27 protein-coding genes are annotated in these 25408 nt (G+C 66.4%); 23 read left to right on the top strand and 4 right to left on the bottom strand.

Translation table 11 applies throughout. The annotated features are described in order from the left end of the window. The first annotated feature begins 3 nt into the window (after positions 1–3). The 19 genes from flgK to AB7M35_RS22635 all read left to right on the top strand — a co-directional run bounded on the left by flgK (position 4) and on the right by AB7M35_RS22635 (position 18223). Complete coding sequence (gene flgK / locus AB7M35_RS22725; protein ID WP_453962862.1) at positions 4–1461, top strand: flagellar hook-associated protein FlgK; 1458 nt, start codon at positions 4–6, stop codon at positions 1459–1461. 5 nt (positions 1462–1466) lie between these two features. Continuing rightward, on the top strand, positions 1467–2519 hold the full coding sequence (locus AB7M35_RS22720; RefSeq protein WP_453962861.1) for a flagellar hook-associated family protein: 1053 nt from the start codon (positions 1467–1469) through the stop codon (positions 2517–2519). A gap of 17 nt (positions 2520–2536) precedes the next feature. Further along, positions 2537–2884: a flagellar biosynthesis regulator FlaF gene (gene flaF / locus AB7M35_RS22715; RefSeq protein ID WP_453962860.1), complete on the top strand. Its 348-nt coding sequence runs from the start codon at positions 2537–2539 to the stop codon at positions 2882–2884. Then, positions 2881–3345, top strand: a complete 465-nt coding sequence (gene flbT / locus AB7M35_RS22710) for a flagellar biosynthesis repressor FlbT (protein WP_453962859.1) — start codon at positions 2881–2883, stop codon at positions 3343–3345. Before flaF ends, flbT begins: the two co-directional genes overlap by 4 nt. A gap of 136 nt (positions 3346–3481) precedes the next feature. After that, entirely contained in the window at positions 3482–3892 is a 411-nt protein-coding gene (gene flgD, locus AB7M35_RS22705; RefSeq protein ID WP_453962858.1) for a flagellar hook assembly protein FlgD, read from the top strand. Positions 3893–3894: 2 nt separating this feature from the next. Next, the gene (locus AB7M35_RS22700) at positions 3895–4161 is read left to right on the top strand and encodes a flagellar biosynthetic protein FliQ (protein ID WP_453962857.1); all 267 of its coding nucleotides are present in this window, start codon (positions 3895–3897) and stop codon (positions 4159–4161) included. A gap of 170 nt (positions 4162–4331) precedes the next feature. Continuing rightward, positions 4332–6353, top strand: coding sequence for a flagellar biosynthesis protein FlhA (gene flhA, locus AB7M35_RS22695; RefSeq protein WP_453962972.1), 2022 nt, complete (start codon positions 4332–4334; stop codon positions 6351–6353). Positions 6354–6355: 2 nt separating this feature from the next. Then, positions 6356–7105: a flagellar biosynthesis protein FliR gene (gene fliR / locus AB7M35_RS22690; RefSeq protein ID WP_453962856.1), complete on the top strand. Its 750-nt coding sequence runs from the start codon at positions 6356–6358 to the stop codon at positions 7103–7105. A gap of 24 nt (positions 7106–7129) precedes the next feature. Then, on the top strand, positions 7130–7507 hold the full coding sequence (locus tag AB7M35_RS22685; RefSeq protein WP_453962855.1) for a hypothetical protein: 378 nt from the start codon (positions 7130–7132) through the stop codon (positions 7505–7507). Between the two features lie 53 nt (positions 7508–7560). Continuing rightward, on the top strand, positions 7561–8160 hold the full coding sequence (locus AB7M35_RS22680; protein ID WP_453962854.1) for a rod-binding protein: 600 nt from the start codon (positions 7561–7563) through the stop codon (positions 8158–8160). Positions 8161–8168: 8 nt separating this feature from the next. Continuing rightward, entirely contained in the window at positions 8169–8543 is a 375-nt protein-coding gene (locus AB7M35_RS22675) for a hypothetical protein (RefSeq protein WP_453962853.1), read from the top strand. After that, the gene (locus tag AB7M35_RS22670; RefSeq protein WP_453962852.1) at positions 8543–9058 is read left to right on the top strand and encodes a hypothetical protein; all 516 of its coding nucleotides are present in this window, start codon (positions 8543–8545) and stop codon (positions 9056–9058) included. Before AB7M35_RS22675 ends, AB7M35_RS22670 begins: the two co-directional genes overlap by 1 nt. A 25-nt stretch (positions 9059–9083) precedes the next feature. Then, positions 9084–10757, top strand: a complete 1674-nt coding sequence (locus AB7M35_RS22665) for a methyl-accepting chemotaxis protein (protein ID WP_453962851.1) — start codon at positions 9084–9086, stop codon at positions 10755–10757. Between the two features lie 41 nt (positions 10758–10798). Next, positions 10799–12472: a methyl-accepting chemotaxis protein gene (locus tag AB7M35_RS22660; protein ID WP_453962850.1), complete on the top strand. Its 1674-nt coding sequence runs from the start codon at positions 10799–10801 to the stop codon at positions 12470–12472. A gap of 77 nt (positions 12473–12549) precedes the next feature. Then, a complete protein-coding gene (locus tag AB7M35_RS22655; protein ID WP_453962849.1) occupies positions 12550–15294 on the top strand; it encodes a hybrid sensor histidine kinase/response regulator in 2745 nt (914 codons plus the stop codon). After that, on the top strand, positions 15291–15764 hold the full coding sequence (locus AB7M35_RS22650; RefSeq protein ID WP_453962848.1) for a chemotaxis protein CheW: 474 nt from the start codon (positions 15291–15293) through the stop codon (positions 15762–15764). Before AB7M35_RS22655 ends, AB7M35_RS22650 begins: the two co-directional genes overlap by 4 nt. 45 nt (positions 15765–15809) lie before the next feature. Continuing rightward, positions 15810–16184 carry a response regulator gene (locus AB7M35_RS22645; protein ID WP_453962971.1) on the top strand — a complete coding sequence of 125 codons (375 nt, stop codon included), beginning with the start codon at positions 15810–15812 and terminating at the stop codon, positions 16182–16184. A gap of 30 nt (positions 16185–16214) precedes the next feature. Continuing rightward, entirely contained in the window at positions 16215–17378 is a 1164-nt protein-coding gene (locus tag AB7M35_RS22640; RefSeq protein WP_453962847.1) for a protein-glutamate methylesterase/protein-glutamine glutaminase, read from the top strand. Then, on the top strand, positions 17375–18223 hold the full coding sequence (locus AB7M35_RS22635; protein WP_453962846.1) for a CheR family methyltransferase: 849 nt from the start codon (positions 17375–17377) through the stop codon (positions 18221–18223). Before AB7M35_RS22640 ends, AB7M35_RS22635 begins: the two co-directional genes overlap by 4 nt. A 24-nt stretch (positions 18224–18247) precedes the next feature. Here AB7M35_RS22635 and AB7M35_RS22630 read toward each other — a convergent pair whose 3' ends face one another. The 4 genes from AB7M35_RS22630 to modA form a co-directional block, all read right to left on the bottom strand. Beyond that, positions 18248–18883 (bottom strand): UbiX family flavin prenyltransferase, encoded by a 636-nt coding sequence (locus AB7M35_RS22630; protein WP_453962845.1) that lies wholly within the window; start codon positions 18881–18883, stop codon positions 18248–18250. A gap of 132 nt (positions 18884–19015) precedes the next feature. Further along, positions 19016–20125: a molybdenum ABC transporter ATP-binding protein gene (gene modC / locus AB7M35_RS22625; protein ID WP_453962843.1), complete on the bottom strand. Its 1110-nt coding sequence runs from the start codon at positions 20123–20125 to the stop codon at positions 19016–19018. Continuing rightward, the gene (modB, locus tag AB7M35_RS22620; protein ID WP_453962842.1) at positions 20122–20805 is read right to left on the bottom strand and encodes a molybdate ABC transporter permease subunit; all 684 of its coding nucleotides are present in this window, start codon (positions 20803–20805) and stop codon (positions 20122–20124) included. The genes modC and modB overlap by 4 nt, the downstream gene beginning before the upstream one ends. A gap of 28 nt (positions 20806–20833) precedes the next feature. Then, the gene (gene modA / locus AB7M35_RS22615; RefSeq protein WP_453962841.1) at positions 20834–21592 is read right to left on the bottom strand and encodes a molybdate ABC transporter substrate-binding protein; all 759 of its coding nucleotides are present in this window, start codon (positions 21590–21592) and stop codon (positions 20834–20836) included. A 363-nt stretch (positions 21593–21955) separates the two neighbouring features. Between modA and AB7M35_RS22610 the strand changes: the two genes are divergently transcribed. Genes AB7M35_RS22610 through AB7M35_RS22595 form a run of 4 tightly spaced genes read left to right on the top strand, consistent with a single transcriptional unit; the run spans position 21956 to position 25402 of the window. Next, a complete protein-coding gene (locus AB7M35_RS22610) occupies positions 21956–22807 on the top strand; it encodes a metal ABC transporter substrate-binding protein (RefSeq protein ID WP_453962970.1) in 852 nt (283 codons plus the stop codon). Further along, entirely contained in the window at positions 22792–23694 is a 903-nt protein-coding gene (locus AB7M35_RS22605; RefSeq protein ID WP_453962840.1) for a manganese/iron ABC transporter ATP-binding protein, read from the top strand. Before AB7M35_RS22610 ends, AB7M35_RS22605 begins: the two co-directional genes overlap by 16 nt. Next, positions 23694–24551, top strand: a complete 858-nt coding sequence (locus tag AB7M35_RS22600) for a metal ABC transporter permease (RefSeq protein WP_453962838.1) — start codon at positions 23694–23696, stop codon at positions 24549–24551. Before AB7M35_RS22605 ends, AB7M35_RS22600 begins: the two co-directional genes overlap by 1 nt. Beyond that, positions 24548–25402, top strand: a complete 855-nt coding sequence (locus AB7M35_RS22595) for a metal ABC transporter permease (protein WP_453962837.1) — start codon at positions 24548–24550, stop codon at positions 25400–25402. Before AB7M35_RS22600 ends, AB7M35_RS22595 begins: the two co-directional genes overlap by 4 nt. Positions 25403–25408 lie beyond the last annotated feature (6 nt).

Here is a 25408-nt window from a genome sequence, read left to right as displayed (position 1 = left end):
CAGGTGAGCCTGTCGGTTGCGCTGAACACGGCACGGTCGTCGATACAGACGACGTCCACTCAGATCGCCACGTCCGGAAGGAACGTGGCGGGGGCGGACGATCCGACCTATTCGCGCAAGATCGCGATGAAGTCGACGACCGCCGACGGCGGCGCGCGCACGATCTCCATCGCCCGTGCGACCGACGTGGCCCTGTTCACGCGGATGGTCGGCGCCACCTCGCAGACGACCGGTCAGGAGGCGTTGCTTGCCGGCCTGGAGCGGCTCGCCGAAACGGTCGGCGATCCGGAAGATGGAGGATCGCCGGCGGCGAAGCTCGGCGTCCTGACGTCCGCGCTTGGCGAGTACGCCAACACGCCAGACGATCCCCTGTTCGGCCAGAATGTCGTGACCGCGGCGAACGACCTCGTTCGCACGATCAACGGCGCCGCCAGTACGGTCCTTGCCGTACGGAACGAGGCCGACGCCGAAATCGCCAGTTCCGTCTTCAATCTGAACGAACTCCTGGTTCGTTTCGAGGACCTCAACAAGCAGGTCGTTACCGGCACCGGTACCGGCCGCGACGTCACCGAACTCCTGGACAAGCGGGATGCCGTGCTCGCCTCGATCTCCGAGGAAATCGGTATCTCCGTCGTGGCCCGGCCGGACAACGATCTGGCGCTCTACACCGACAGCGGTGTCACGCTGTTCGAGACACGGGCTCGGTCGGTGACCTTCACGCCGGCCACTTCGCTGGCCGCCGGCGCCCCCGGCAATGCGGTGAGCATCGATGGTGTTCCGGTCACCGGCGCGTCGTCATCGATGCCCCTTCAGTCGGGCCGGATCGTTGGCCTGACGCAATTGCGCGACGATGTCAGCGTCATCTATCAGCGCCAGCTCGATGAGATCGCCAGGGGCCTGGTGACGGCCTTCTCCGAGAGCGACCAGACGGCCGGTGGCGCACCCGATCTGCCGGGTCTCTTCACCTATACCGGGGCGACCGGCGTGCCGAGCGGATCGACGCCGGGTCTGGCCGCCGCGCTCAGGGTGAACGCCGCAGTCGACCCGGGGACGGGCGGTTCGGTCGCCGCCCTTCGCGACGGCATCAATGGGGGCGTCTACACCTACAACACCACCGGGGCGGCGAGCTTCTCCGACCGCCTGTTCGCGCTCGCCGACGGAATGAGCGCAAGTCAGAGCTTTGACGCAACCAGCGAATTGTCGACGTCCATCGGGCTGAACGAATTCGCGTCCGGATCGGTCAGCTGGCTCGAGGGCAAGCGCAGCGTGGCTTCGCAGCAGGTGAATTACCACACGGCACTTCTCAGCCGTGCTTCGGAAGCGCTGTCGAACGCGACCGGCGTCAACCTGGACGAAGAGTACGCGATCCAGCTGCAGCTCGAGCAGAGCTACGGCGCGTCCTCCAGGCTCATCTCGGTGATCGACAACCTGTTCCAGACGCTGCTCTCGGTCGTGAGGTAAGTCCAATGCGTACCAGCCTTATTTCCACGGTGACGCTGAACAATTCCCCACGCACCAATCTCGCGCAGATGCAGCAGCGTCTTGCCGACGCGAACAAGGAAGTGGCGACCGGTCGTCATGCCGATGTCGGCCTCAAGCTCGGCGACCGGGCCGGCCGTACCGTTTCGCTGCGCAGCGAGATGGGGGCGCTGGAGTCGATGATCGCCTCCAACGGGCTCGCCAAGGCCCGTCTCGATCAGACCCAGTCCGCGCTCGAAGGGCTGAACGCGCTTGGCGAGAAGTTCCAGCAGGCGGTCATCTCGCTTCCGTCGACGGCTCTCTCGGTCGACGTCCTCAAGCGTCAGGCGCAGCAGGGACTGGAAACGTTCCTGTCCACGATGAACGCCACCGACGGCCGGTCCTATCTGTTCGCGGGGATCAACACCTCCACCCAGCCGATGGCCCCCTACGAGGGCGCACCGAAAGCCGCGGTGGACGCCGCGCTCGTCGCAAAATTCGGCCTTTCGGCGGCGGCTCCCCAGGACGATGCGTCCGGCCTCGCCGCGATCGCGCCGAACGACATGGCAGACTTCCTGGACACCGAATTCGCGGCCCTGTTCGACAGCGCGAGCTGGACAACGAACTGGTCGACGGCGTCCGACCAGCCCCAGAGGAGCCGGATCTCCTCGAACGAGACCGTCGATTCCTCCGTGTCCGCCAATCAGGAATCCTTCCGCAACCTGGCGAAGGCTCTCACCATGATCGCCGACATCGGCATCGATCATCTGAGTGAGGAGACGCGCGCGGTCGTGGTCGCCAAGTCGCGCGACGTCGTGAACGGGGCGCTGTCGCAGATGGTCTCGGACCGGGCGATCCTGGGCGTCTCCCAGCAGCGCCTCGATGGCGCGGACACGCGCATGCGGACCGCCAAGGATCTGGTCGAGCAGCGCATCTCTGGCTTTGAAACCGTCGATCCCGTGGAGGCGAAGGTCGAGATCGACCAGCTCTCGACGCAGATCGAGATGTCCTACTCGCTGACCGCGAAGATCCTTCGCCTCAGCATCATGAACTACGCTTAGCGGGAGACCCGAAGCTCATGTACAAGTTCTCCTATGCCGAAGTCTTGGACGATGCGGGCGACGAACGGCGTGGCCGCGAGGTCATGGCGATCGATCATGGCATCGAACTCTTGCGCAAAGCGGACCTGTCCAATGTGACGGAACCGTCGACGCGCGACGCGCTGCTCTACATCCAGCAGCTGTGGGGCTTCTTCATTCGCGACCTGGCCGACAGCGACAATGCGCTCGCCGAGCCCGTGCGCGCCGACCTGATCTCGATCGGCTTGTGGGTTATCCGCGAAGCCGACCGCATCCTCTCCGGCGCCTCCTCGGACCTCGCGGGTCTGATCGACATCAACCGCACAATCCGGGATGGACTGAAATGACCAAGCCAATCCAGCTCTCGCTGCGCTCCGGCGAACGTATCTACGTCAACGGGGCGGTGATCCGGGTGGGCCGCAAGGTGACGCTCGAACTCCTGAACGACGTGACCTTCCTGCTGGAAAGCCACGTCATGCAGGTCGAGGAAACCACCACTCCCCTTCGGCAGCTCTATTTCGTGGTGCAGACCATGCTGATCGATCCGCGCAATGCGCGGGCGACGCGTCACCTGTTCGACAGCCTGTACGCTGCGATCGTCGAGGCCAGCACAAACGAGGAGATCCTCGAGGGTCTCGCCGAGGCCGAGGGCTTCGTCGCGGCGGAGCGGCCTTTCGACGGACTGCGGACGATCCGCCGCCTGTTCGCGGTCGAAGACGCGATCCTGAACCGGCTGCAGGGCGCAGAGACGGCGCGCAAGAAGCCGACCTGGACGATGCACGCCGACCCCGCCGTCGCGACGGCCTAGCGCCGTCCGGACCGGGCGGGACACTTTGGAAGGTGCGGACCCAGTTGCCGGCCGCCCTTCCGCGCCCCCGCCGACACACCCTCTCCGCCCGCCGACGGCGTCGGCTCCAAGCGGACCCAGACTGGAGGACCGCACCATGACCGATGTAGCCAGCCTGACCGGCAATTCGACGTTCGCCAAGTCGCAGTCCAAATCGGACTCGCAGACCTCGACGAAAACGCCCGACTACAACGCCTTCCTGCAGCTTCTGGTCACTCAGCTGAAGAACCAGGATCCGACGGAACCGGTCGATTCCACGCAGTACATGTCTCAGCTCGCCACCTTCTCCCAGGTCGAGCAGCAGATGCAGTCGAACGCGAAGCTCGAATCCCTCCTGACCTCGTCGACGCTGTCGTTGGGGGAGAGCGTGATCGGGCGGACGGTGACGTCGGCGGACGGATCCGAGAGCGGCGAGGTCGTCTCGGTGAAGATCACGTCGGACGGGCCGCAGGCGACGCTCGCGAACGGGTCGACCCTGATGATCGGTGCGGGCGTGGTGGTGAGCTGACGATGACCGAGGTAGATGCCATCGACGTCGTCCAGCAGGCCATCTGGACGATCATTCTCGCGTCCGCTCCGGCGGTCGCTGCCGCCATGGGCATCGGGCTCGCGATCGCGCTTTTCCAGGCGCTGACCCAGGTCCAGGAAATGACGCTCACCTTCATTCCGAAGATCCTGACGATCCTCACCGTAACAGCGCTCACGGCCACCTTTATCGGTTCGCAGATCTTCTCGTTTACCGAAGAGGTCTACGGACGGATCGTCACCGGCTTCTGAACGCCGCCACGGGGTCGACCTGCCGGCGGATGGTGTCGTAACGCAAGCTTCCCGACAGCGTCGCGATGCAGTGTCTGCTCCATCACCCCGGGGAGTAGACCGTGACAGACATCACCTCGACGGATCTGCCTGCAGTCGTGCGCAAGCCCCTGCGAGACGTTGGCTTCGCCATGGGCGTCGTCACCATTCTCGCCGTTCTGTTCCTGCCGATCCCGACCTTCCTGATCGACGTCGGGCTGGCGATATCGATCGCCCTGTCCGTTCTCATCCTGATGGTCGCCCTCTGGATCGAGAAGCCGCTGGAGTTCTCCTCCTTCCCGACGGTGCTGCTGATCGCGACGCTGACGCGACTGGCGCTTTCGGTTGCGACCACCCGGCTCATCCTCGCCAACGGCAACGAAGGCGTCTCCGCCGCGGGACACGTCATCCAGGGCTTCTCGCAGTTCGTCATGGGCGGCGATTTCGTCATCGGAATCGTCGTCTTCCTGATCCTCGTCACCGTCAACTTCCTCGTCATCACGAAGGGTGCGACGCGTATCGCCGAAGTCGGCGCGCGCTTCACCCTCGATGCGATCCCCGGCAAGCAGATGGCGATCGACGCCGACCTTGCGGCCGGGCTGATCGACGACAAGGACGCCCAGGCCCGTCGGCGTGAGCTTGAAGAGGAAAGCGCGTTCTTCGGGTCGATGGACGGTGCCTCGAAGTTCGTGCGCGGCGAGGCGATCGCGAGCCTGATCACCATCGCCGTCAACATCTTCGGCGGCATCATCATTGCCACCACGCGCTATCAGATGCCGCTGGCCGAAGCGGCGGACGTCTTCACCCGCCTGTCGGTGGGGGATGGTCTGGTCGCGCAGATCCCGGCGCTCATCGTGTCGCTGGCCGCGGGTCTGCTCGTCTCGAAGGGCGGCACAAGGGGAACCGCCGAACAGGCCGTCCTCGGACAGCTCGGGGCCTATCCTCGGGCGCTGTTCGTCGCGGCTGGCCTGATGGCTGTCTTCGCGGTGATGCCCGGACTGCCGATGCTTCCGTTCCTCGCCCTCAGCGCCGGGATGGCCTTCATCGGCTACACGATCCCGAAGCAGATCGCCGCCAAGGAAGCCGCTGCCGTCGCCAAGGCGGCGGTGGAGGAGGAGGCGCGCAAGCAGGAGGTGAAGGAGTCGGTCAAGGAGTCCCTGAGGGTCGCCGAAATCGAACTGGCCATCGGCAAGCAGCTCGCCGCCACGGTGCTCCGTCAACAGCAGGAACTCGCCCTGCGCGTCAACAAGATGCGGCGCAAGTTCGCCACCCAGTACGGCTTCGTGATCCCGGAGATCAAGGTCACCGAAAGCCTGTCGGTGCCGACCAAATCCTACCAGATCAAGCTGCACGGCACGATCGTCGCGAGCCAGGAACTCAGGATCGGCGAACTCCTCGTCGTCATCGGGGATGGCCGGAAGCCGGACGTTCCAGGCGACGAGGTTCGCGAGCCGGCGTTCGGGATGCGGGCGATGTGGGTGTCGGATGCGTTCTCCAGCGAGATGCGCCGCGAGGGCTTCGCCCCCGTCGACAACCTTTCCGTGGTGCTCACGCACATTGCCGAGGTCGTGCGCAACAACCTTCCGCAGCTGCTGTCCTACAAGGACATGCGTGCGCTGCTCGAACGCGTCGACCCGGAATACAAGCGGCTGATCGACGAGATCTGCCCTGCCCAGATCTCCTTTTCGGGGCTCCAGGCGGTGCTGAAGCTGCTGCTCGCGGAGCGCATCTCCGTCCGCAACCTTCACCTGATCCTGGAAGCCGTTGCCGAGGTCGTGCCGCACGTGCGGCGCACCGAGCAGGTGGTCGAGCATGTCCGCATGCGCATGGCGCAGCAGATCTGCGGCGATCTCTCCGAGGGCGGCGTGCTCAACGTCCTGCGGCTGGGCAACAAGTGGGATCTGGCCTTCCATCAGGCCCTGAAGCGCGATCCGAAGGGAGAGGTCGTCGAGTTCGACATCGATCCGCGGCTCGTCGAGCAGTTCGGGCAGGAGGCATCGGAGGCGATCCGCGATCGCATCGCCAAGGGCAAGGCGTTCGCCATCGTCACGGCCCCCGACGCACGGCCATACGTGCGCATGATCGTCGAGCGGATGTTCCCGTCTCTGCCGGTCCTTTCCCATGTGGAGATCGCCCGCGGAGCCGAGATCAAGCTGCTCGGCACGATATCGTGAGCATGATCGCCTCCGAGACCGTGCTCGGGGTGTTTCTTGTGTTCTGCCGTATCGGCGGCTGCCTGTTGATGGCGCCGGGCCTCTCGAGCATGCGCATCCCGTCGCAGGTCCGCTTGTTTCTCGCCGTCGGTCTGTCTCTCGCGCTCACGCCGGTGCTCCTGCCGGAGGTGATGCCGGCGATCGGAAACGGCAGTCCGGCCTCGCTGTTCGGGGCGATCGTGTCGGAATCGGCGATCGGGCTGCTGATCGGATTCCTGGCGCGAATCTTCTTCATGGCGCTGCAGACGATGGCCGTCGCGATCGCGCAGTCCATCGGTCTTGGCGGCATGTTCGGCGGCATCCCCGACGAGTCCGATCAGCTGCCGGGCGTCGCCGTGCTGTTCACCATGACCGCCACGACGATGATCTTTGCCTCGGACCAGCATTGGGAGCTTCTGCGCGGTCTCGTCGAATCGTACCAGGTGATGCCCCCGGAGGCCGGCTTCTCGCCCCGGCTCAGCCTCGTGAACATCGCCGACCAGCTCGCCAGCACGTTCGTTCTCGGGCTGCGGATCGCCAGTCCGTTCCTGATCTACTCGGTGATCGTCAACCTTGCCGTCGGCATCACCAACAAGCTGACTCCGCAGATCCCGGTCTTCTTCATCGCCATGCCGTTCGTGACGGCGGGCGGGCTCCTTCTCCTGTTCTTCACCGTCAAGGAGGTGCTGAGCGTGTTCTCCAATGCCTTCGGTGCCTGGCTGGTGGCGGGCTGAGCGATGGAAGACCGCGTCCGCCGCATGAAGCGCATCCAGACCGTGCAGGAGCAGATGCACCGCCTGGCCGAACAGCGCCTGAGTGGTCTGGTTTCGGCCGAGAAGGAGCTCCGGCGCCACGAGGAACAGCTGGTGACGTCGCTGGACGAGGCGACGCTCCTGCACGGCCTGTTCGTCGAACAGATGGCCCGGCGGGTCCGCACCGTGGCGGTGGAGGCGGCCGCCACAGCCGCCCAGGCGGTGGTCCAGCGTGAGAAGCTGTTGGAAGAAAAACTCAAGTTGAAGCGGGTCGAAGACGCCACCAGGCGCATCGAGCGCGAATATCAGCGCATCCTCGAGCGCAAGCGTCTGGAAGAGGTGGTGCGGCCCGTCTCGCGCGTCGGAGATGCAAGCCTCCCGTAAGCTTGCAGGGGCAGTGTGCGGTCATTCGAAGTCTTCCCGCCGAAGGTCGCAAAATGGCTATCAGTCCTCCCTCCGACATCGTCCTGGATGTCGCCAAGGCCGTCGATCCGATGAGCTACACCGAAGCGGTCGGGCGCCTTCGTCGCGCCGCCGCCGGTGCGGCGGCGGAGCCGGCCGGCTTCGAGGGTGTGTTCGACGGAATGGTGAACGGCGAGCGGCGCATTCTGCGCGACGCCGGCTTCTCGATGACCACGCGGGCCAACAACCAGGTCCTGTTCGGCAGTCAGCAGCTCAGCGCCCGTGACGACGCCTACCAGAATTTCGAGGCGATGGCGCTCACCACCTTCGTCCAGACCATGCTGCCCGATGACGCCGACAACGTGTTCGGCTCCGGCACCGCCGGTTCGGTGTGGCGCTCGCTCCTGGCCGAGAAGATTGCCGGCCAGATGGCCGCCGCCGGCGGCATCGGCATCGCCGATCAGATGCGTGCGGCCGACGAACGGCGCGAGGCCGGACTGGATGCATCCGAGACTGTGTCCGCGGCGCCCGCGACTTCCGTCCCGTCCGCTGCCGATCTCCCGACGGCCGTCGCCGACAGGCTCGCCAGCCTCGACCTGCCGCTTGGCCTCGGCTCCGCCGGGCAGCCCGAGTGAGGATGACCATGATCCCGACATCCGACCGCTACAGCGTTGCCATCTCGACCCTCCTCGATCGTCTCGAGGATGCCATCGACGCCGAAATGGTGGCCCTTGGCGAGCTCCAGACCGGCGGCTTCGACGTGTTCTGCCGCCAGAAGAGCCGCATTCTCCTCGAGCTGTCGCGGCTCGTCCGGGTGGCGGGCGTCGAGCCCCTCGATCCGGCCCTCGCCAGTCGGCTCGACACCGTCCGGACCAAGCTCGAGCGCGACCAGTCGCTGCTGGGCATCCATCTGACGGCTGCCCAGGAAGTCGCCGAGATCATCGCGAACTCGCTGCGTGAAGCGGATTCCGACGGCACCTATTCGGCCCCGTTCGCCAGCACCGAGGCTCAGGCGTGATGAAGATCGTCATGATCGGTCTCTGGGTGTGCCTGGCGGCGCTGGGGTCGAGCTATGCCTCGGCCTACTGGGTCTCGGGTCGCTCCGCGGTCGAGGAGGAGCCGTATCTGGAGGGGCTCGAGTACCGGAAGCTCGAGCCGATCACGATCCCGATGGTCTCGGAGGGGACCATCAAGGGCTACGTCGTGGCCAAGATCGTCTACACGGCCGACGCCGCGACGCTGCGCGAACTGAAGGTCGAGCCCGACCCGTTCGTCATCGATGCCGTCTTCCGCGAGATCTATACCAACGGTCAGGTCGAATTCGGCAAGCTGTCCAAGTACAACCTTCCGGAAATCGCTCTTTCCGTCAAAGAGACCACCAATACAAAGCTCAACTATGAAGTCATCCAGGACATCCTTCTGGAGGGACTGAACTATATCGACAAGAACGATATGCGGCGCGTGCTTCAGACCGCCGTTGCCGAACAGTCAAGTGGCCCGAAGCCGGCCGAAACAGCCGCCGCCGGGCACTGACCCACGTCGCCCTGGAGAGACGAACATGAAGATCCTCGGAAAGATCACCGCCATCGTCGGGCTCCTCGGCGCCAGCACCGTCGCCGTCTGCTCGATCGGCCTCTACGCCATGAGCCAGCTCGACCTGCGGGCGGATGAGCTCGAAGACGCGGCGATGCGTGCCGTCATTCTCGGCGCGATCGACAAGGACGTGAACGGGGTCGTTGCCGACACACGCGGCATCTACGTCACCTCCAACCCGGAAAGCGTGAAGGGTTTCGCCGAGTCCGTTCAGGCTCATCTCGCCGCCATCGATGCCAACATCGTCGAGCTGACGCCGCTGGTGGAGGAGAACGAACGGCCACTCTTCGAGGGCCTTCTCAGCACCTATTCGGCCTTCCGGGACTTCCGCGCCGAAACGGTCCGGCTCGCCACCGAAACCGGTGCGTTCGCTGCAATGGCCCAGGGCCAGGGCCCCGAGGCGGCAACGATCACGGCCGACCTTGAGGCGGTGCTGCGCGACTACAAGGCGGATGTCGGCGAGGACTTCAACGAGCTGCACCTCGCCCGATACGACTTTACCACCCGGATGAACGTCTTCGTCATCGCCGCGACGGTCCTTGGCCTCGTGGCGGCGGCTGGCCTCTCCATGCTGGTGGCGGTCCGCTCGATGAGCCGCCCCCTGCAGCGCGCGACGCGTGCGCTGGGGGAGATGTCATCGGGCAACCTCGACGTGACGGTGGACGCCTCCCGCTCGAATGACGAGATCGGCGAGATCTGGGAGGCGACCGACAAGCTGCTGGTCGAGCTGCGCAACGGCGAGCAGATGCGCGCCGAGCAGGCCACCCAGAAGGAACGCGCCGAGGCGGAGAAGCGGGCGGCAATGCACGCGCTCGCCGACGAGTTCGACCTGGAGGTCTCCTCCATCGTGCGCACCGTCTCGGCCGCCGTCGGCCAGCTCGAGCAGTCCGCCGGCACCATGAGCACGTCGGCCGACGAGACCTCGCGCCAGTCGACCGTGGTCGCAGCCGCCGCCGAGCAGGCCACCTCCAACGTGCAGACCGTCGCCTCCGCCGCCGAGGAACTCGCAGCCTCCGTCCGCGAGATCGGTCAGCAGGTGGCCGTCGCCGCCGAGATCGCCAGCGAGGCCTCCGATCAGGCCAGCGGCACCGCCGAGATCGTCCGTGGCCTCTCCGCCTCGGCCGACCGCATCGGCCAGGTCGTCAACCTGATCACCGACATCGCCTCGCAGACCAACCTGCTCGCCCTCAACGCCACCATCGAGGCGGCCCGGGCGGGCGAGGCCGGCAAGGGCTTCGCCGTCGTCGCCATGGAAGTGAAGACGCTCGCCGAGCAGACCTCCAAGGCGACCGGCGAGATCACCTCGCAGATCTCCGCGGTGCAGTCGGCCACCAACGACGTGGTCAAGGCGATCGAAGGCATCTCCGGCACCATCCGCCGGGTCGACGAGATCTCCTCCGCCATCGCCTCCTCCGTCGAGGAGCAGGGCGCCGCCACCGGCGAGATCGCCCAGAACGTCCAGCAGGCCGCCCAGGGCACCCAGGAGGTCTCCACCAACATCGTGTCGGTCTCCTCGGCCGCCAACGACACCGGACGCGTCTCCTCCGAGATCGTCCACGCCGCCGCCGACCTCTCCAACCAGGCCCAGAGCCTCAGGACACAGGTCGACGCATTCATCGCGCGCGTCCGCGCCGCCTGACAAGCCCACGAACAAGCGTTTCAAGGAAATCGGAGTCTGACATGAAGATCCTCGGCAAACTCAGCGGCATCGTCGGTGTGCTTGGCTGTGCCACCGTCGTCGTCTGCGGCATTTCTCTCTACGCAATGACCAAGCTCGACGAGATGAGCCTGGTGCGCAGCGAGACGGCCTCCCGCGCGTTCCATCTGGAGCGGATCAACCGTTACGTCACGGCCGTCGTCATGGATGCCCGCGGCACCTACATGGCCGCGACCCCCGAGAAGGCGGCGAAGTTCGCGGACGGAATCATGGGCTTCCTCGGCAAGATCGACGAGGAGCTCGTCGAGCTCAGGACGCTTACCTCCAGCGCCGATGATGCGCTGTTTGCCGAACTGCAGAGCAATCTTGCCGGCTTCCGGCAGTTCCGCGCCGAAACCGCCCGCCTCGGTCGTGAGGTGGGCTCGGAGGCAGCCAATGCCCAGGGCAATACTGACGAGAACCGGGCCAATCGCCAGGCGCTCCAGGTCACGATCGACCAGTTCACCGACCAGGTGAACAACGAGCTGGAAGGCCTCCGGGCGAAGGCCGCCGAGTTCAGCCGCCAGATGCGCCTGCTCGTCATCGGGACCTCGCTGATCGGCCTCATCCTGTCGGTCGCGATTGCGATGCTCGTGGGCGTTCGCTCGATGAGCCGGCCGCTGCAGAAGGCGTCGGGCAGGCTTCGCCGGATGGCCGATGGCGACCTCGACGTGACGGTCGATGCATATCGCTCGAATGACGAGATCGGCGAGATCTGGGAGGCGACCGACAAGCTGCTGGTCGAGCTGCGCAACGGCGAGCAGATGCGCGCCGAGCAGGCCACCCAGAAGGAACGCGCCGAGGCGGAGAAGCGGGTGGCAATGCACGCGCTCGCCGACGAGTTCGACCTGGAGGTCTCCTCCATCGTGCGCACCGTCTCGGCCGCCGTCGGCCAGCTCGAGCAGTCCGCCGGCACCATGAGCACGTCGGCCGACGAGACCTCGCGCCAGTCGACCGTGGTCGCCGCCGCCGCCGAACAGGCCACCTCCAACGTGCAGACCGTCGCATCGGCCGCCGAGGAACTCGCAGCCTCCGTCCGCGAGATCGGTCAGCAGGTGGCCGTCGCCGCCGAGATCGCCAGCGAGGCCTCCGATCAGGCCAGCGGCACCGCCGAGATCGTCCGCGGCCTCTCCGCCTCGGCCGACCGCATCGGCCAGGTCGTCAACCTGATCACCGACATCGCCTCGCAGACCAACCTGCTCGCCCTCAACGCCACCATCGAGGCGGCCCGGGCGGGCGAGGCCGGCAAGGGCTTCGCCGTCGTCGCCATGGAAGTGAAGACGCTCGCCGAGCAGACCTCCAAGGCGACCGGCGAGATCACCTCGCAGATCTCCGCGGTGCAGTCGGCCACCAACGACGTGGTCAAGGCGATCGAAGGCATCTCCGGCACCATCCGCCGGGTCGACGAGATCTCCTCCGCCATCGCCTCCTCCGTCGAGGAGCAGGGCGCCGCCACCGGCGAGATCGCCCAGAACGTCCAGCAGGCCGCCCAGGGCACCCAGGAGGTCTCCACCAACATCGTGTCGGTCTCTTCGGCCGCCAACGACACCGGACGCGTCTCCTCCGAGATCGTCCACGCCGCCGCCGACCTCTCCAACCAGGCGCAGAGCCTCAGGATGCAGGTCGACGCATTCATCGCGCGCGTCCGCGCCGCCTGACAACACAGCAACCGTGCCGGCGGCGATGGTCGCCGCCGGCCCAGTCACATCCCCGCAACAAGCGCTGGAATCGAGCCATGGATGACCTGCTGCGCGAGTTTCTGACCGAGACCAACGAGAATCTCGATGTCGCCGACACCGAGCTCGTGAAGTTCGAGCAGGACCCCAACAACGCCGATATTCTGAACAACATTTTCCGGCTGGTGCACACGATCAAGGGAACCTGCGGTTTCATTGGTCTGCCGCGCCTGGCGACGCTGACCCATGCGGCCGAGACGCTGATGGACCGGTTCCGCGAGGGAATGGCCGTGACGCCCGAGGCGGTCAGCCTCGTGCTCACCACGGTCGACCGGGTGAAGGAGATTCTCACCGCGATCGAGGAACGTGAGGGCAAGGAGCCGGACGGCTCCGACCAGGACCTGATCGACCGCCTCGAGGCGCTGGCCGCGGGCAGGAGCCTCGAGCAGGAGACCGCGCCGGTCGCGGAAGCCGAGCCGGAGGCCGTCGAGGAGGAAATCGACGAGCTGGAGCGTCTCTTCCGGGAAACCGAGGTGGAGCCGCCAAAGGCACCGAAATCGGTCGCGTCGGCCTCCGAACCGGTCGAGCTGACCGCGAAGCCCAAGGCCGAGACCAAGGCGAAGCCGAAGGCGAAAGCCGAGGCCGCTCCGAAGAAGGCCGCCGAGGCTGCGCCGAAGAAGGCCGCCGAGCCGGCCAAGGCCGCGGCGCCTGCCGCCCAGTCCGAAGAGCACGCGCCGGCGCAGGCCTCGAACGTCTCGTCGCAGTCGATCCGCGTCAACGTCGATACGCTCGAGCACCTGATGACGATCGTGTCGGAGCTCGTGCTGACCCGCAATCAGCTGACCGAGATCGCCCGTCGATCCGAGGACAGCGACTACAAAGTGTCCCTGCAGCGCCTGTCGACGGTGACGGGCGAACTGCAGGAAGCCGTCATGCGCACCCGCATGCAGCCGATCGGCAATGCCTGGCAGAAGTTGCCGCGCATCGTCCGTGACCTTGCCCGCGAGCTTGGCAAGCACATCGAGCTGGAGATGACGGGCGCGGACACGGAACTCGACCGCCAGGTCCTCGACATGATCAAGGACCCGCTCACCCACATGATCCGCAACTCCGCGGACCACGGCCTGGAAATGCCGGCCGACCGCCGGGCGGCCGGGAAGCCGGACAAGGGAACGATCAAGCTCTCGGCCTACCATGAGGGCGGCCACATCGTCATCGAGATCGCCGACGACGGCCGCGGGCTGGACGTCGAGCGGATCAAGGCGAAGGCCATCGAGAACCGGCTGACCACCGAGGCCGATCTCGCGAAGATGACCGACGCGCAGATTTACCGCTTCATCTTCCAGGCGGGCTTCTCGACGGCGGCCAAGGTGACGAGCGTCTCCGGGCGCGGCGTCGGCATGGACGTGGTGCGGTCGAACATCGAGGTGATCGGCGGCAGTGTGGAAGTCCGCTCGAAGGCGGGCGCAGGCTCGACCTTCCTGATCAAGATCCCGCTGACGCTGGCGATCGTCCCGGCGCTCATCGTCGCCGCCGCCGGCGAACGCTTCGCGATCCCGCAGTTGTCGGTGGTCGAACTCGTGCGGATCCAGGCGAACTCGGAGCACACCATCGAACGGCTTAAGGGCGCGAACGTGCTCCGGCTGCGCGACAAGCTGCTGCCGATCTTCCCGCTTTCGGATCTGCTCGAGGTCGGGACGGTCGGTACCGCCAACCTGGAGGACTCGTTCATCGCGGTCATCCAGGTCGGCAGCCAGACCTTCGGCATCGTGGTCGATGCGGTCTTCCACACCGAGGAAATCGTGGTGAAGCCGATGACCTCGCGCCTGCGGCACATCAACATGTTCTCCGGCAGCACGATCCTCGGCGACGGCCGGGTCATCATGATCATCGATCCGAACGGCATCGCCCAGTCCGCCGCGACGACCATCGATGTCAGCCAGGCCAATGCCGCGCATACGGCCGAGGCGGCCAACGACGACCAGGAAGAGAAGGTGTCGTTGCTTCTGCTGCGTGCCGGAACGCCGGAGCCGAAGGCGGTGCCGCTCTCGCTCATCACGCGCCTTGAGGAAATCGAGGTCGGGCGGATCGAACACACCAACGGCCAGCCGATGGTGCAGTATCGCGGGACCCTCATTCCGCTGGTGTATGCACACGAGGCGACCGCGGCGAAGACGGGCGGCACGCTGCCGGTTCTCATCTTCTCCGAGGGCGATCGCTCGGTCGGCCTCGTCGTGGACGAGATCGTCGACATCGTCGAGGACCGGCTGGACATCCAGCTTCCCTCCGACGCCCCGGGTGCGCGCGGGTCGGCCATCATCCATGGCCAGGCGACGGCCGTTCTCGACGTCGCGTACTTCCTGTCGATCGCCTTCAAGGACTGGTTCGACCGGGCCCTCGACGACCGGTCGGCGCCGCGCGGCACGCTCGTGCTGGTCGATCAGAGCGAGTTCTTCCGCAACCTGATCGAGCCGGTTCTGTCGGAGATCGGGTACCGGGTGATCGCCTTCTCGGGTCCCCAGGATGCGCTTGAGCATCTGAACGCCGGCGGCCCGGCCGATGTCATCCTGTCCGACCTCGACATGCCGGAAATGGACGGCTTCCAGTTCGCCGAAACGCTGCGGGCCGACGAGGCCTTCGGCACCCTGCCGATCATCGCCGTCTCCGGCGGGCCGTGCACGCCCCAGAAGGTGCATCGCGCCCGCGTCGCCGGCTTCACCGACTACGTCGCCAAGTTCGATCGGGCCGGTCTCGTCGCGGCGCTGACCGAATTCGACCATCACATCCAGGGAAAAGCAGCATGAGCACCAGCAGATCCATTCATGACGTCGCGTCGTCGGAGCGGCAGTTCGTTACCGCGCGCGTCGCCGGCAAGCTGTTCGGCCTCTCCATCGAGGCGGTGCACGAGGTGTTCTCGCCGGAAGGCATCACCCGGGTTCCGCTGTCGCCGCCGGAGATCGAGGGTGTCCTCAACCTGCGCGGCCGGATCGTCACCACGATCAATCTCCGCAGGATGCTCGGCCTGGACGAGGCGGACTGCGAGCACCGCATGGCGGTCGGACTGGAGGACCGCAACGAGACCTTCGGCCTCATCATCGACGAGGTCGGAGAGGTTCTCACCCTCGACGCGGCGGCCAGCGAGCCGCCGCCCTCGAACCTCGACCGGCGCTGGGCGGACATCGTCAGCGGCGTTCACCGGCTTCCCGGTGAACTGCTTCTGATCCTCGACGTCAAGCGTGTGCTGGGCGGGATTTCCACGGAGCAGGCGGCCTAGCGCCGTCTGCTTGGACCTAGAAACCAAACCCCTGGTGTTGCGATGATCAAGACCTGTCTCGTGGTCGACGATTCCCGGACGGTGCGTCGGATCGTCCGGTGCATTCTCGAAGACCTCTCCTTCGACGTGTCGGAGGCGGAGAACGGCCAAGTGGCTCTCGAGCTCTGCGATCGGTCGATGCCCGATGCCATCCTGCTCGACTGGAACATGCCACTGACCGATGGGCTGTCCTTTCTGAAGGCGCTGCGTGGGCGCCCGGACGGCCAAACCCCGAAGGTTATATTCTGCACCTCCGAAAGCGATATATCGAATATTGCGGAGGCGATCGACTACGGGGCGAATGAATACATCATGAAGCCGTTCGATTACGACATCGTCAAAGAGAAGCTATTCGAAGTTGGTCTGATCGACAGTATCTGAATTCATCCCGTACGCGACGGATCCCCGAAGATGCCCCTCGAAGCTTCCACACTATCCAAACCGCCTGCGCCGGGTGCTGCGCCGGTCCGCGTGATGATCGTTGATGATTCAACGGTCATCCGGTCGGTCCTCAGCAAATGGATCTCCGAAGTCCCGGAGCTCTCGGTGGTCGCGAGCCATGTCAATGGCCGCCGGGCCGCGGACGACATCGTCCGTGCCCAGCCCGACGTGGTGATCCTCGACATCGAGATGCCGGAGATGGATGGGCTCACGGCACTGCCGCTCATCCTCGAGCGGAAGCCGGGGACCATTGTGCTGGTGGCCTCCACGCTGACCCGGCGAGGGGCGGAAGTGAGCCTGCGGGCCCTCACGCTCGGGGCCGCGGACTACATCGCCAAACCCGATGCGCTTGCCGGGATGAAGAGTGCGGACGACTTCCGGCACGACATCATCACCAAGGTGAAGCAGCTCGGCCTGCGGGGCCGGATCCGGCACCGTGCCGCCGAACCGGCAGCTGCATCGGCGACCTCCACCGCGACCGTCGGTGCCGCGGCGCCGGCGGCTGCCAAGCCGGTGCCGGCGACGAAGCTGCGCACCTATTCGCGCGCCGCCATCCCGGCCCTGGTCATCGGCAGTTCGACGGGTGGCCCCCAGGCCCTCAACAAGGTGCTGACGGCGATCGGGCCGATGATGGCGAACGTGCCGGTGCTGATCACGCAGCACATGCCACCGACCTTCACGGTGATCCTCGCCGAGCACATGGCCCGGGCCTCCGGACGTCCGGCGAAGGAGGGACAGCACGGCGAACCGCTGGAGCCCGGCCACATCTACGTGGCGCCCGGTGGCCACCACATGGTCGTGGCGAAGTCCGGCGGGCGTGTGGTGACCAGGATCACCGACGATCCGCCGGTCAACTTCTGCAGGCCGGCCGTCGACACGCTCTTCTTCTCCGCGGCCGAGGTGTTCGGCGCGGGGCTGCTTGGGGTCGTGCTCACGGGCATGGGAGCGGATGGCGCCAAAGGGGCGGTGGCGATCGCCGATGCCGGCGGCAGCATCATCGCCCAGGACGAAGCTTCCAGCGTCGTGTGGGGAATGCCGGGCGCCACCGTCGCGGCCGGTGCCGCATGCGACGTGCTGCCCCTCGAAGAAGTCGGCCGGAAGGTCGCCCGAATGCTGTCAGGAGGACGCATATGATCAGCACTTCCGACTATGAATTCCTGCAGCGCTTCCTGAAGTCCAAGTCGGGCCTCGCCCTCTCAGCCGAGAAGCATTACCTGCTCGAAAGCCGGCTGATGCCGGTGGCGCGCAGCCTTGGCTGCGGATCGCTGAGCGAGCTGGCGCAACTGTTGCGGCGTCCCGGCAATGATGCGGCGGGGGAAAGGGTGGTCGATGCCATGACCACCAACGAGTCGCTTTTCTTCCGGGACAAGCATCCGTTCGAGGCGTTTACGGAGCGGATGCTTCCGCACCTGCTCTCCAAGCGGTCCCCGCACCAGCCGATCCGGATCTGGTGCGCGGCGGCCTCCTCGGGCCAGGAGCCTTATTCGCTGGCGATGCTGTTGCAGGAGAATGCCTCGCTCGTAGCGGGCCGCCGCTTCGAGATCGTCGGTACGGACATCTCCAGCGACATCCTCGACCGGGCCCGCAAGGGAATCTACAGCCAGTTCGAGGTGCAGCGCGGCCTGCCGGTCCACTACCTCGTGCGCTATTTCTCGAAGGTCGGCGACGACTGGCAGGTGTCCGAGAAGATCCGCCGTGCGGTGACATTCCGGAAGATGAACCTTCTCGATCCGTTCTCCGGCATGGGGCCGTTCGACATCGTCTTTTGCCGCAACGTGCTGATCTACTTCGACAACGAGCGGAAGATCGACGTCCTCCAGCGGCTTGCCAAGGTCATGCACTCGGATTCCTTCCTCGTGCTCGGCGGCGCGGAAAGCGTGATCGGGCTCACCGACACGTTCGAGCTGGAAGGCGGCTATCGCTGCCTGTTCAGGCCGAGGTCGCTGGCATCGGCACCCGCCCTGGCGCTCGCAAGATAAGATCCGGGCCGGCCGGGATGGCGCTCAGTCGCCAGCCCGGTCGGAGCGGTCCGCGGGGGCCTGCAACGGCATGGCCTCCTGCTCGCTCTCGCGCCAGCGGCGCACCAGGTCCGTCTCGATGTCGAAGAGGTCGAGCACCCGGCCGATCGTGTGGTTGACGATATCGGCGATCGACGTCGGCTTCGCGTAGAAGGCGGGCACGGGAGGCATCACGATGGCGCCCATCTCGGTCGCCTGGGCCATCGCGCGGATGTGGCCGAGATGAAGCGGCGTCTCCCGCATCAGGAGGACGAGCCGCCGGCGCTCCTTCAACACGACGTCGGCCGCGCGGGTCAGCAGCGCGTCGGTGGAGCCGTAGGCGATGTCGGCCAGGCTTCGGGCCGAGCACGGGGCAACGACCATTCCCCTCGTCTTGAAGGAACCGCTGGAGATCGCCGCGCCGATGTCCTGGATCGGATAGACGACGTCGGCGAGTTCGCGAACCTCCTGGACGGTGATGTCGAGCTCGTAGGCGATCGTCAGCGCCGCCGCTCGCGAGATCACCAGGTGGCTCTCGACGCCCGATTGCCGGAGTGCCTCCAGCATGCGGACGCCGTAGATGGCGCCGGAGGCGCCGCTGATCCCGACGATCAGCCGGTCGGGGGCGGCACCGCGCGCCATCAGCGCATTCCCCGCGGCGGGGCGGAAGCTTCGGAGGCGGGCTCTGAACGGCTGGGACGGATCACGGTTCGCGAACTCTTTGGAGAAGACCGGTCTGACTGGCGCGGAGGGCGGACCGCCGCTCCCCTAGTGCTAGTCGCTCGAAACGGTCTGCGCAAACGTTCGCTGGTCGAAGGAGACCGACTTCACCAGCGCGAAAACCTCCATTCCGCCCTGTAGTTGCAGGTCGGCGACCGCCTCCCGTGTCAGCTGCGCGCGCAGGCGTGCGGCTCCGACCGCGAGCTGGACCTCCGCGAACGCGGTCTCCGGATCCTCGACGATCCGCAGGACCGTTGCCGCCAGCACATTGCGCACGCTGATGCCTTCGGGCCGGGTCAGGGACACTGACACATCGCGGGCGCGGATGCGCAGGCGCACTTCCCGGCCGTCGGACAGTCCGGAAAACGGGATCGACAGTGTCTGCCCCGCCAGGTCCAGGCGGGTCATCTTGTAGGCTTCATCGGTGGCCACGACGCGCGCGGCGAGCACGACGCCGGCCTCGGCGCGCTCCTGCTCAAGGTGCAGGTCGAAGTTCTCGAAGACCTCTTCCACCGATCCGCTCGCGGCGACCGAGCCGTTGGACAGCACCACGATGCGGTCGGCGAGGCGTGCCACCTCGGAGACGTCGTGGGTGACGTAGACGATGGGAACGCCGTGATCGGAGGCCAGCCGCTCCAGGTAGGGCAGGATGTCCTGCTTGGTGGCGCGATCCAGGGCCGACAGCGGTTCGTCCATCAGCAAGAGGCGTGGGCCGGAGAGCAGCGCCCGGCCGACGGCGACGCGTTGCCGTTCGCCTCCCGATAGCGCCGCCGGTGCGCGGTCGAGATGCGTGCGGAGGCCGAGCATGTCCACGATGGTGTCGAAGTCTCCGTCATGCCCGGTGCCGGCGCGCTTCGACGCGAACCGGAGGTTCCCAAGAACGCTCAGGTGCGGAAACAGGCTCGCCTCCTGGAAGACATAGCCGACCGGGCGCTTGTGCGGCTTCACGAAGTGGCCGGCGTCCTGCCAGCAGTCCGCGCCGACGGCGATCCGGCCGCGGACCCGGGCGAGGCCGGCGATCGCCCGCAGGATCGTCGTCTTGCCGGAGCCCGACGGTCCGAAGAGCGCGGTCACGCCCTGCAGGGGGACGGAAAAGGTCGCCTCGAGCGCGAAACGTCCCAGCCGGTCGGAGACGGCGACCTCGAGGCGGTCCGGTGCGCTCATGGGCGGGCGCCGCCGCCGAGGCGCTTCTCGATCAGCATCATGGAGAGGATGACCAGGAACGCGAAGACCACGAGACCGCCGGACAGGAGATGGGCTTCCCGCCATTGTAGCGTCTCGACATAGTCGTAGATCGCGACCGAAAGCACTTTCGTCTCGCCGGGTATGTTGCCGCCGATCATCAGCACCACGCCGAATTCCCCGACGGTGTGGGCGAAGCCGAGGACGGCCCCGGTCAGAAGGCCCGGCCGTGCCAGCGGCAGCGCGACCGTCCAGAACGCGTCCCACGGGCTCGCCCGAAGCGTTGCCGCGACCTCCAGCGGGCGGTCGCCGGCCGCGGCGAAGGCGTTGCGGATCGGCTGCACCACGAAGGGAAGCGAATAGATCACCGAGCCGATCACCAGCCCTTCGAAGGTGAAGGCCAGCGAGCGCAGTCCGAACAGGCCTCCGATGGCGCCGCCGGGACCGTTCGGGCCGAGAAACAGCAGTAGATAGAATCCGAGGACCGTCGGTGGCAGCACCAGCGGAACGGCCACCACGGCCGCAACCGCCTCCTTCCAGCGGGCGCGCGAGCGGACGAGCCACCACGCGATCGGCATTCCCACGATCAGGAGGAAGACCGTGGTGATCGTCGCCAGCTCGAGGGTGAGCCGGAGGGGCGACCAGATCGCGGGGTCGAGCATGTCGGTCGTGGCCGGTCCGTTTGCGGGGTCAGTCGATGAAACCGTATCCGTAATGCTCGATCACCGCACGCGCCTCGGGTCCCTTCAGGAACGCCACGAAGCGCATTGCGGTGGGGTCGTCGGCGGCCGGCGTCAGCAGCACCGCGTCCTGGGAAATCGTGTCGTAGAGCCCCTGGGGCACGGGCCAGCGCGAGCCGCCCGTCACATCGGCGATCTGGGAGAGGGCGACGAAGCCCACCTCCGCGCTGCCCGACGCGACGAACTGATAGGTCTGGGCGATGTTGGTGCCCTGCACCAGCTTTGCCCTCAGCGCCTCGTAGACGCCGAGGCGTTCCATCGCCTGGACGGCGGCAGCGCCGTAGGGCGCGGTCCCGGGATTGGCGATCGCGATTTTCTGGAACGCGCCGCGCTTGAGCGTCTCCTCGCCGGTCACCAGCGCCTGATCCGCCGAGTAGAGCACGATCTTGCCGGTCGCGTAGGTGAAGCGGCTGTCGGCTACGGCCAGGCCTTCCGCGACGGCCTTCTCTGGGCGCGTCTGGTCCGCGGCGAGGAAGACGTCGAACGGGGCCCCCTGGGCGATCTGGGTGTAGAGCTGGCCGGTGGAGCCGAAGGACAGGATGGCCGTGTCGCCGGTTGCGGCCTCGAACTTCGCGGCGATGTCCTTGGCCGCGGCGGTGAAGTTCGCCGCCACCGCGACGTGCACGTCGGCGGCCCGGCCCGTGGCCGCGCCCATGACCGAGAAGGCGATCGCCGCCGCCAGTCGAAGCCCCGCCCCGTGTCGCCTCATCAGTCCCTCCATGGCGCGATACGCTATATCCAATTGTATATAGCGATCCTAGTCATCGGCTCTCGCGTTGGCAAGCGCGGGGCGCGTTCCGGCCCGGCTTCCGGTGGCCCGCGTGGATCGGTCCGCGCCTCGCTGCGCGGCAGCTGAGAGCGATGCCTCGGCGCCGCCCACTCTTTCTTGCAAATAATTCGCAGTTGCAAAGTTCAGGTGCGGGCGCTAGATCTGTGGACAATGGGACACGGTTCGGCATTGGAAAGCGCTATGCAGCCACCACGGGAGGCGGACGACGGCCGTGTGATCGGGGGAGCGCGCACCGTTGCTCGCCCTTTGCGGAGGCTCGCGTTGTTTTGCGGGCTGCTCGGCATGGTGCTGCAGGCGGGGCCCGCGACGGCTGCGGATCAGATGAAGGTGGTGACGACCTTCACGGTGATCGCCGACATGGCCCGCAACGTCGCCGGCGACGCCGCGACCGTGGAGTCCATCACCAAGCCCGGCGCCGAGATCCACAACTACCAGCCAACCCCGGGCGACATCCTGAAGGCTCAGGATGCCGACCTGATCCTGTGGAACGGGCTCAACCTGGAGCGCTGGTTCGAGAAGTTCTTCCAGAACCTGCGCGACGTGCCGAGCGCGACCGTCTCCGACGGCATCGAGCCGATGAGCATCGGCGACGGACCCTACCAGGGCAAACCCAACCCCCACGCCTGGATGTCGCTCGACGGCGCGCTGCGCTATGTCGACAACATCCGCGATGCCTTCGTCGCCCACGATCCCGACAACGCGGCGGCCTACGCGGCGAACGCGGAGGCCTACAAGGGTGAGATCCGGGCCGCCATCGAGCCGATCCGCGACGAACTCGCCGCGATCCCGGAGGACCGGCGCTGGCTGGTGACGAGCGAGGGCGCGTTCTCCTATCTCGCCCGCGACTTCGGTCTCAAGGAGCTGTTCCTCTGGCCGATCAACGCCGACCAGCAAGGCACGCCCCAGCAGGTGCGCAAGGTGATCGACGCGGTGCGCGCCAACGACATCGGCTGCGTCTTCTCCGAAAGCACCATCTCGGCCAAGCCGGCCGAGCAGGTCGCTCGCGAGACGGGCGCGGAGTATGGCGGCGTGCTCTACGTGGATTCGCTGAGCGATGCTGACGGGCCGGTGCCGACCTATATCGATCTTCTGAAGGTAACAGCGGGCACGATCGCCACATGCTTGACACGCTGAGCCCCGACACGACCGGTTCCGCATCGGAGCGCGAAGGCTCCGGGATCTCCGTCTCCCATGTCACGGTGACCTACCGCAACGGCCACACGGCACTGCGCGACGCGAGCTTCGCGATCCCCACCGGCACGATTACCGCGCTGGTGGGCGTCAACGGGTCCGGCAAGTCGACCCTCTTCAAGGCGATCATGGGCTTCGTGCGGGCCTCGAAGGGCGAGATCACCGTCCTCGGCCAGAGCGTGCGCAAGGCGCTCCGCCAGAACCTCATCGCCTATGTGCCCCAGGCCGAGGAGGTCGACTGGAACTTTCCCGTCCTCGTCGAGGACGTGGTGATGATGGGCCGCTACGGCCGCATGAACATGCTGCGCATTCCGTCCGCCGACGACCGCGCGGCGGTGACGTCGGCGCTGGCGCGCGTCAGCATGTCGGATTTCCGCAAGCGCCAGATCGGCGAGCTGTCGGGCGGCCAGCGCAAGCGCGTCTTCCTCGCCCGCGCGCTCGCCCAGGACAGCCGCGTGATCCTCCTCGATGAGCCTTTCACCGGCGTCGACGTGAAGACCGAGGAGGCGATCATCCGCCTGCTCGCCGGGTTGCGCGACGAGGGCCGGGTGATGCTGGTCTCCACCCACAATCTCGGCTCGGTGCCGGAATTCTGCGACCGCACGGTGCTGGTCAAGAACACCGTGCTGGCCTACGGCCCGACGGCGGAAATCTTCACCCAGGACAATCTGGAAAAGGCGTTCGGCGGCGTGCTGCGCCACTTCGTGCTCGGCGAGACCGAGATCGGCCAGCCGCGCGCCGTCGGCGTCATCACCGACGACGAGCGCCCCTTCGTTGTCTATGGCGACGAGGTCGACCCCGTCGCGCCGGAAGGCGGCCTGCGGTCGTGATGGATCTGCTGCTCCAGCCTTTCGGCTACGGCTACATGATCAACGCCATGTGGGTGTCGGCGCTGGTCGGTGGGGTGTGCGCCTTCCTCTCCGCCTACCTGATGCTGAAGGGCTGGTCGCTGATCGGCGATGCGCTCTCCCATTCGATCGTGCCGGGCGTGGCCGGCGCCTACATGCTCGGCCTTCCCTTCTCCATCGGCGCCTTCTTCGCCGGCGGCTTGGCCGCCGGCGCCATGCTGTTCCTCAACCAGCGGACCAAGTTGAAGGAGGACGCCATCATCGGGCTGATCTTCACGTCCTTTTTCGGCCTCGGCCTGTTCATGGTGTCCCTGTCGCCCACGTCGGTGAACATCCAGACCATCGTGCTCGGCAACATCCTCGCCATCACGCCGTCCGACACCCTTCAGCTTGCGCTCATCGGCTTCGTGTCCCTGGCGATCCTGCTGCTCAAGTGGAAGGACCTGATGGTGACCTTCTTCGACGAGAACCACGCGCGGTCCATCGGCCTCAGGCCCACCTTCCTGAAGCTCCTGTTCTTCACGCTGCTGTCGGCCTCCACCGTCGCCGCCCTGCAGACCGTCGGCGCGTTCCTGGTCATCGCGATGGTGGTCACGCCCGGCGCCACCGGCTACCTCCTCACCGACCGCTTCCCGCGCCTGCTGGTCATCGCCGTCGCCATCGGCACGCTGACCAGTTTCATCGGCGCCTATGTGAGCTATTTCGTCGACGGCGCCACCGGCGGCATCATCGTCGTGCTGCAGACGCTCGTGTTCCTAACCGCCTTCGTGTTCGCGCCGAAGCACGGCATGCTGGCCGCGCGCCGGCGCGCGGCGGACGCCTTGAAGGAGGCCGCATGAGCATGGAAAGCCTGCTGCTGCCCTTCCAGTTCGAGTTCATGCGCAACGCGCTGATCATCTCGGTGCTGGTGGCGGTCCCGGCGGCGCTGCTGTCGTGCTTCCTGGTGCTCAAGGGCTGGTCGCTGATGGGCGACGCCGTCTCCCATGCGGTGCTGCCCGGTGTGGTGATCGCCTACATGGTCAAAATCCCGCTCGGCGTCGGTGCGTTCGCTGCCGGGATGATCTGTGCGCTTGCCACGGGATTCCTGAAGGAGAACAGCCGCATCAAGCAGGATACGGTGATGGGCGTCGTGTTCTCCGGCATGTTCGGGCTCGGGATCGTGCTCTACACCAAGATCCAGTCGGACGTGCATCTCGACCACATCCTGTTCGGCGACATGCTTGGCATCGGCTGGGGCGACATCCTGGAGACCGGCATCATCGCGCTCATCTGCGGCGGGCTGATCGTGGCGAAATGGCGCGACCTGCTGCTGCACGCCTTCGATCCCGCCCAGGCACGGGCCGTCGGCCTGCCGGTGCGGGTGCTGCACTACGGCCTGCTGGCGATCCTGTCGCTCACCATCGTCGGCGCGCTCAAGGCGGTCGGCATTATCCTGGCCATCGCCATGCTGATTTCGCCGGGCGCCATCGCCTTCCTGCTGACTCGCAGCTTCGGACGGATGATGGCGCTCGCCGTGGCGCTCGCCGTCGGCGCCTCGTTCGTCGGCGTCTACCTGAGCTTCTTCATCGACAGCGCCCCGGCCCCCACCATCGTGCTCCTGCTGGCGCTCCTTTTCGGGGTGGCGTTCGTCTGGTCCACCGTTCAGACGGCGCGGATGCAGAAGCGTCGGCTGGAGCCTGATCGCGCCTGATCGCGG

Source organism: Amorphus suaedae (genome assembly GCF_053629675.1).
Note: the sequence above shows the minus strand (reverse complement) of the source record. Positions and strands in the feature narration are given on the sequence as shown.

Bases quoted from the DNA above. Each gene is read 5' to 3' on its own strand.
- AB7M35_RS22670 (WP_453962852.1), top strand. From the start codon at position 8,543: ATGAAGATCGTCATGATCGGTCTCTGGGTGTGCCTGGCGGCGCTGGGG.
- flhA (WP_453962972.1), top strand. From the start codon at position 4,332: ATGGGCGTCGTCACCATTCTCGCCGTTCTGTTCCTGCCGATCCCGACC.
- AB7M35_RS22720 (WP_453962861.1), top strand. From the start codon at position 1,467: ATGCGTACCAGCCTTATTTCCACGGTGACGCTGAACAATTCCCCACGC.
- modA (WP_453962841.1), bottom strand. From the start codon at position 21,592: ATGAGGCGACACGGGGCGGGGCTTCGACTGGCGGCGGCGATCGCCTTC.
- AB7M35_RS22675 (WP_453962853.1), top strand. From the start codon at position 8,169: ATGATCCCGACATCCGACCGCTACAGCGTTGCCATCTCGACCCTCCTC.
- AB7M35_RS22650 (WP_453962848.1), top strand. From the start codon at position 15,291: ATGAGCACCAGCAGATCCATTCATGACGTCGCGTCGTCGGAGCGGCAG.
- AB7M35_RS22665 (WP_453962851.1), top strand. From the start codon at position 9,084: ATGAAGATCCTCGGAAAGATCACCGCCATCGTCGGGCTCCTCGGCGCC.
- fliR (WP_453962856.1), top strand. From the start codon at position 6,356: ATGATCGCCTCCGAGACCGTGCTCGGGGTGTTTCTTGTGTTCTGCCGT.
- AB7M35_RS22655 (WP_453962849.1), top strand. From the start codon at position 12,550: ATGGATGACCTGCTGCGCGAGTTTCTGACCGAGACCAACGAGAATCTC.
- AB7M35_RS22635 (WP_453962846.1), top strand. From the start codon at position 17,375: ATGATCAGCACTTCCGACTATGAATTCCTGCAGCGCTTCCTGAAGTCC.
- AB7M35_RS22610 (WP_453962970.1), top strand. From the start codon at position 21,956: ATGGTGCTGCAGGCGGGGCCCGCGACGGCTGCGGATCAGATGAAGGTG.
- AB7M35_RS22605 (WP_453962840.1), top strand. From the start codon at position 22,792: ATGCTTGACACGCTGAGCCCCGACACGACCGGTTCCGCATCGGAGCGC.
- flgD (WP_453962858.1), top strand. From the start codon at position 3,482: ATGACCGATGTAGCCAGCCTGACCGGCAATTCGACGTTCGCCAAGTCG.
- AB7M35_RS22630 (WP_453962845.1), bottom strand. From the start codon at position 18,883: ATGGCGCGCGGTGCCGCCCCCGACCGGCTGATCGTCGGGATCAGCGGC.
- AB7M35_RS22700 (WP_453962857.1), top strand. From the start codon at position 3,895: ATGACCGAGGTAGATGCCATCGACGTCGTCCAGCAGGCCATCTGGACG.
- AB7M35_RS22660 (WP_453962850.1), top strand. From the start codon at position 10,799: ATGAAGATCCTCGGCAAACTCAGCGGCATCGTCGGTGTGCTTGGCTGT.
- AB7M35_RS22640 (WP_453962847.1), top strand. From the start codon at position 16,215: ATGCCCCTCGAAGCTTCCACACTATCCAAACCGCCTGCGCCGGGTGCT.
- AB7M35_RS22680 (WP_453962854.1), top strand. From the start codon at position 7,561: ATGGCTATCAGTCCTCCCTCCGACATCGTCCTGGATGTCGCCAAGGCC.
- AB7M35_RS22595 (WP_453962837.1), top strand. From the start codon at position 24,548: ATGAGCATGGAAAGCCTGCTGCTGCCCTTCCAGTTCGAGTTCATGCGC.
- AB7M35_RS22685 (WP_453962855.1), top strand. From the start codon at position 7,130: ATGAAGCGCATCCAGACCGTGCAGGAGCAGATGCACCGCCTGGCCGAA.
- flbT (WP_453962859.1), top strand. From the start codon at position 2,881: ATGACCAAGCCAATCCAGCTCTCGCTGCGCTCCGGCGAACGTATCTAC.
- modC (WP_453962843.1), bottom strand. From the start codon at position 20,125: ATGAGCGCACCGGACCGCCTCGAGGTCGCCGTCTCCGACCGGCTGGGA.
- flaF (WP_453962860.1), top strand. From the start codon at position 2,537: ATGTACAAGTTCTCCTATGCCGAAGTCTTGGACGATGCGGGCGACGAA.
- AB7M35_RS22600 (WP_453962838.1), top strand. From the start codon at position 23,694: ATGGATCTGCTGCTCCAGCCTTTCGGCTACGGCTACATGATCAACGCC.
- modB (WP_453962842.1), bottom strand. From the start codon at position 20,805: ATGCTCGACCCCGCGATCTGGTCGCCCCTCCGGCTCACCCTCGAGCTG.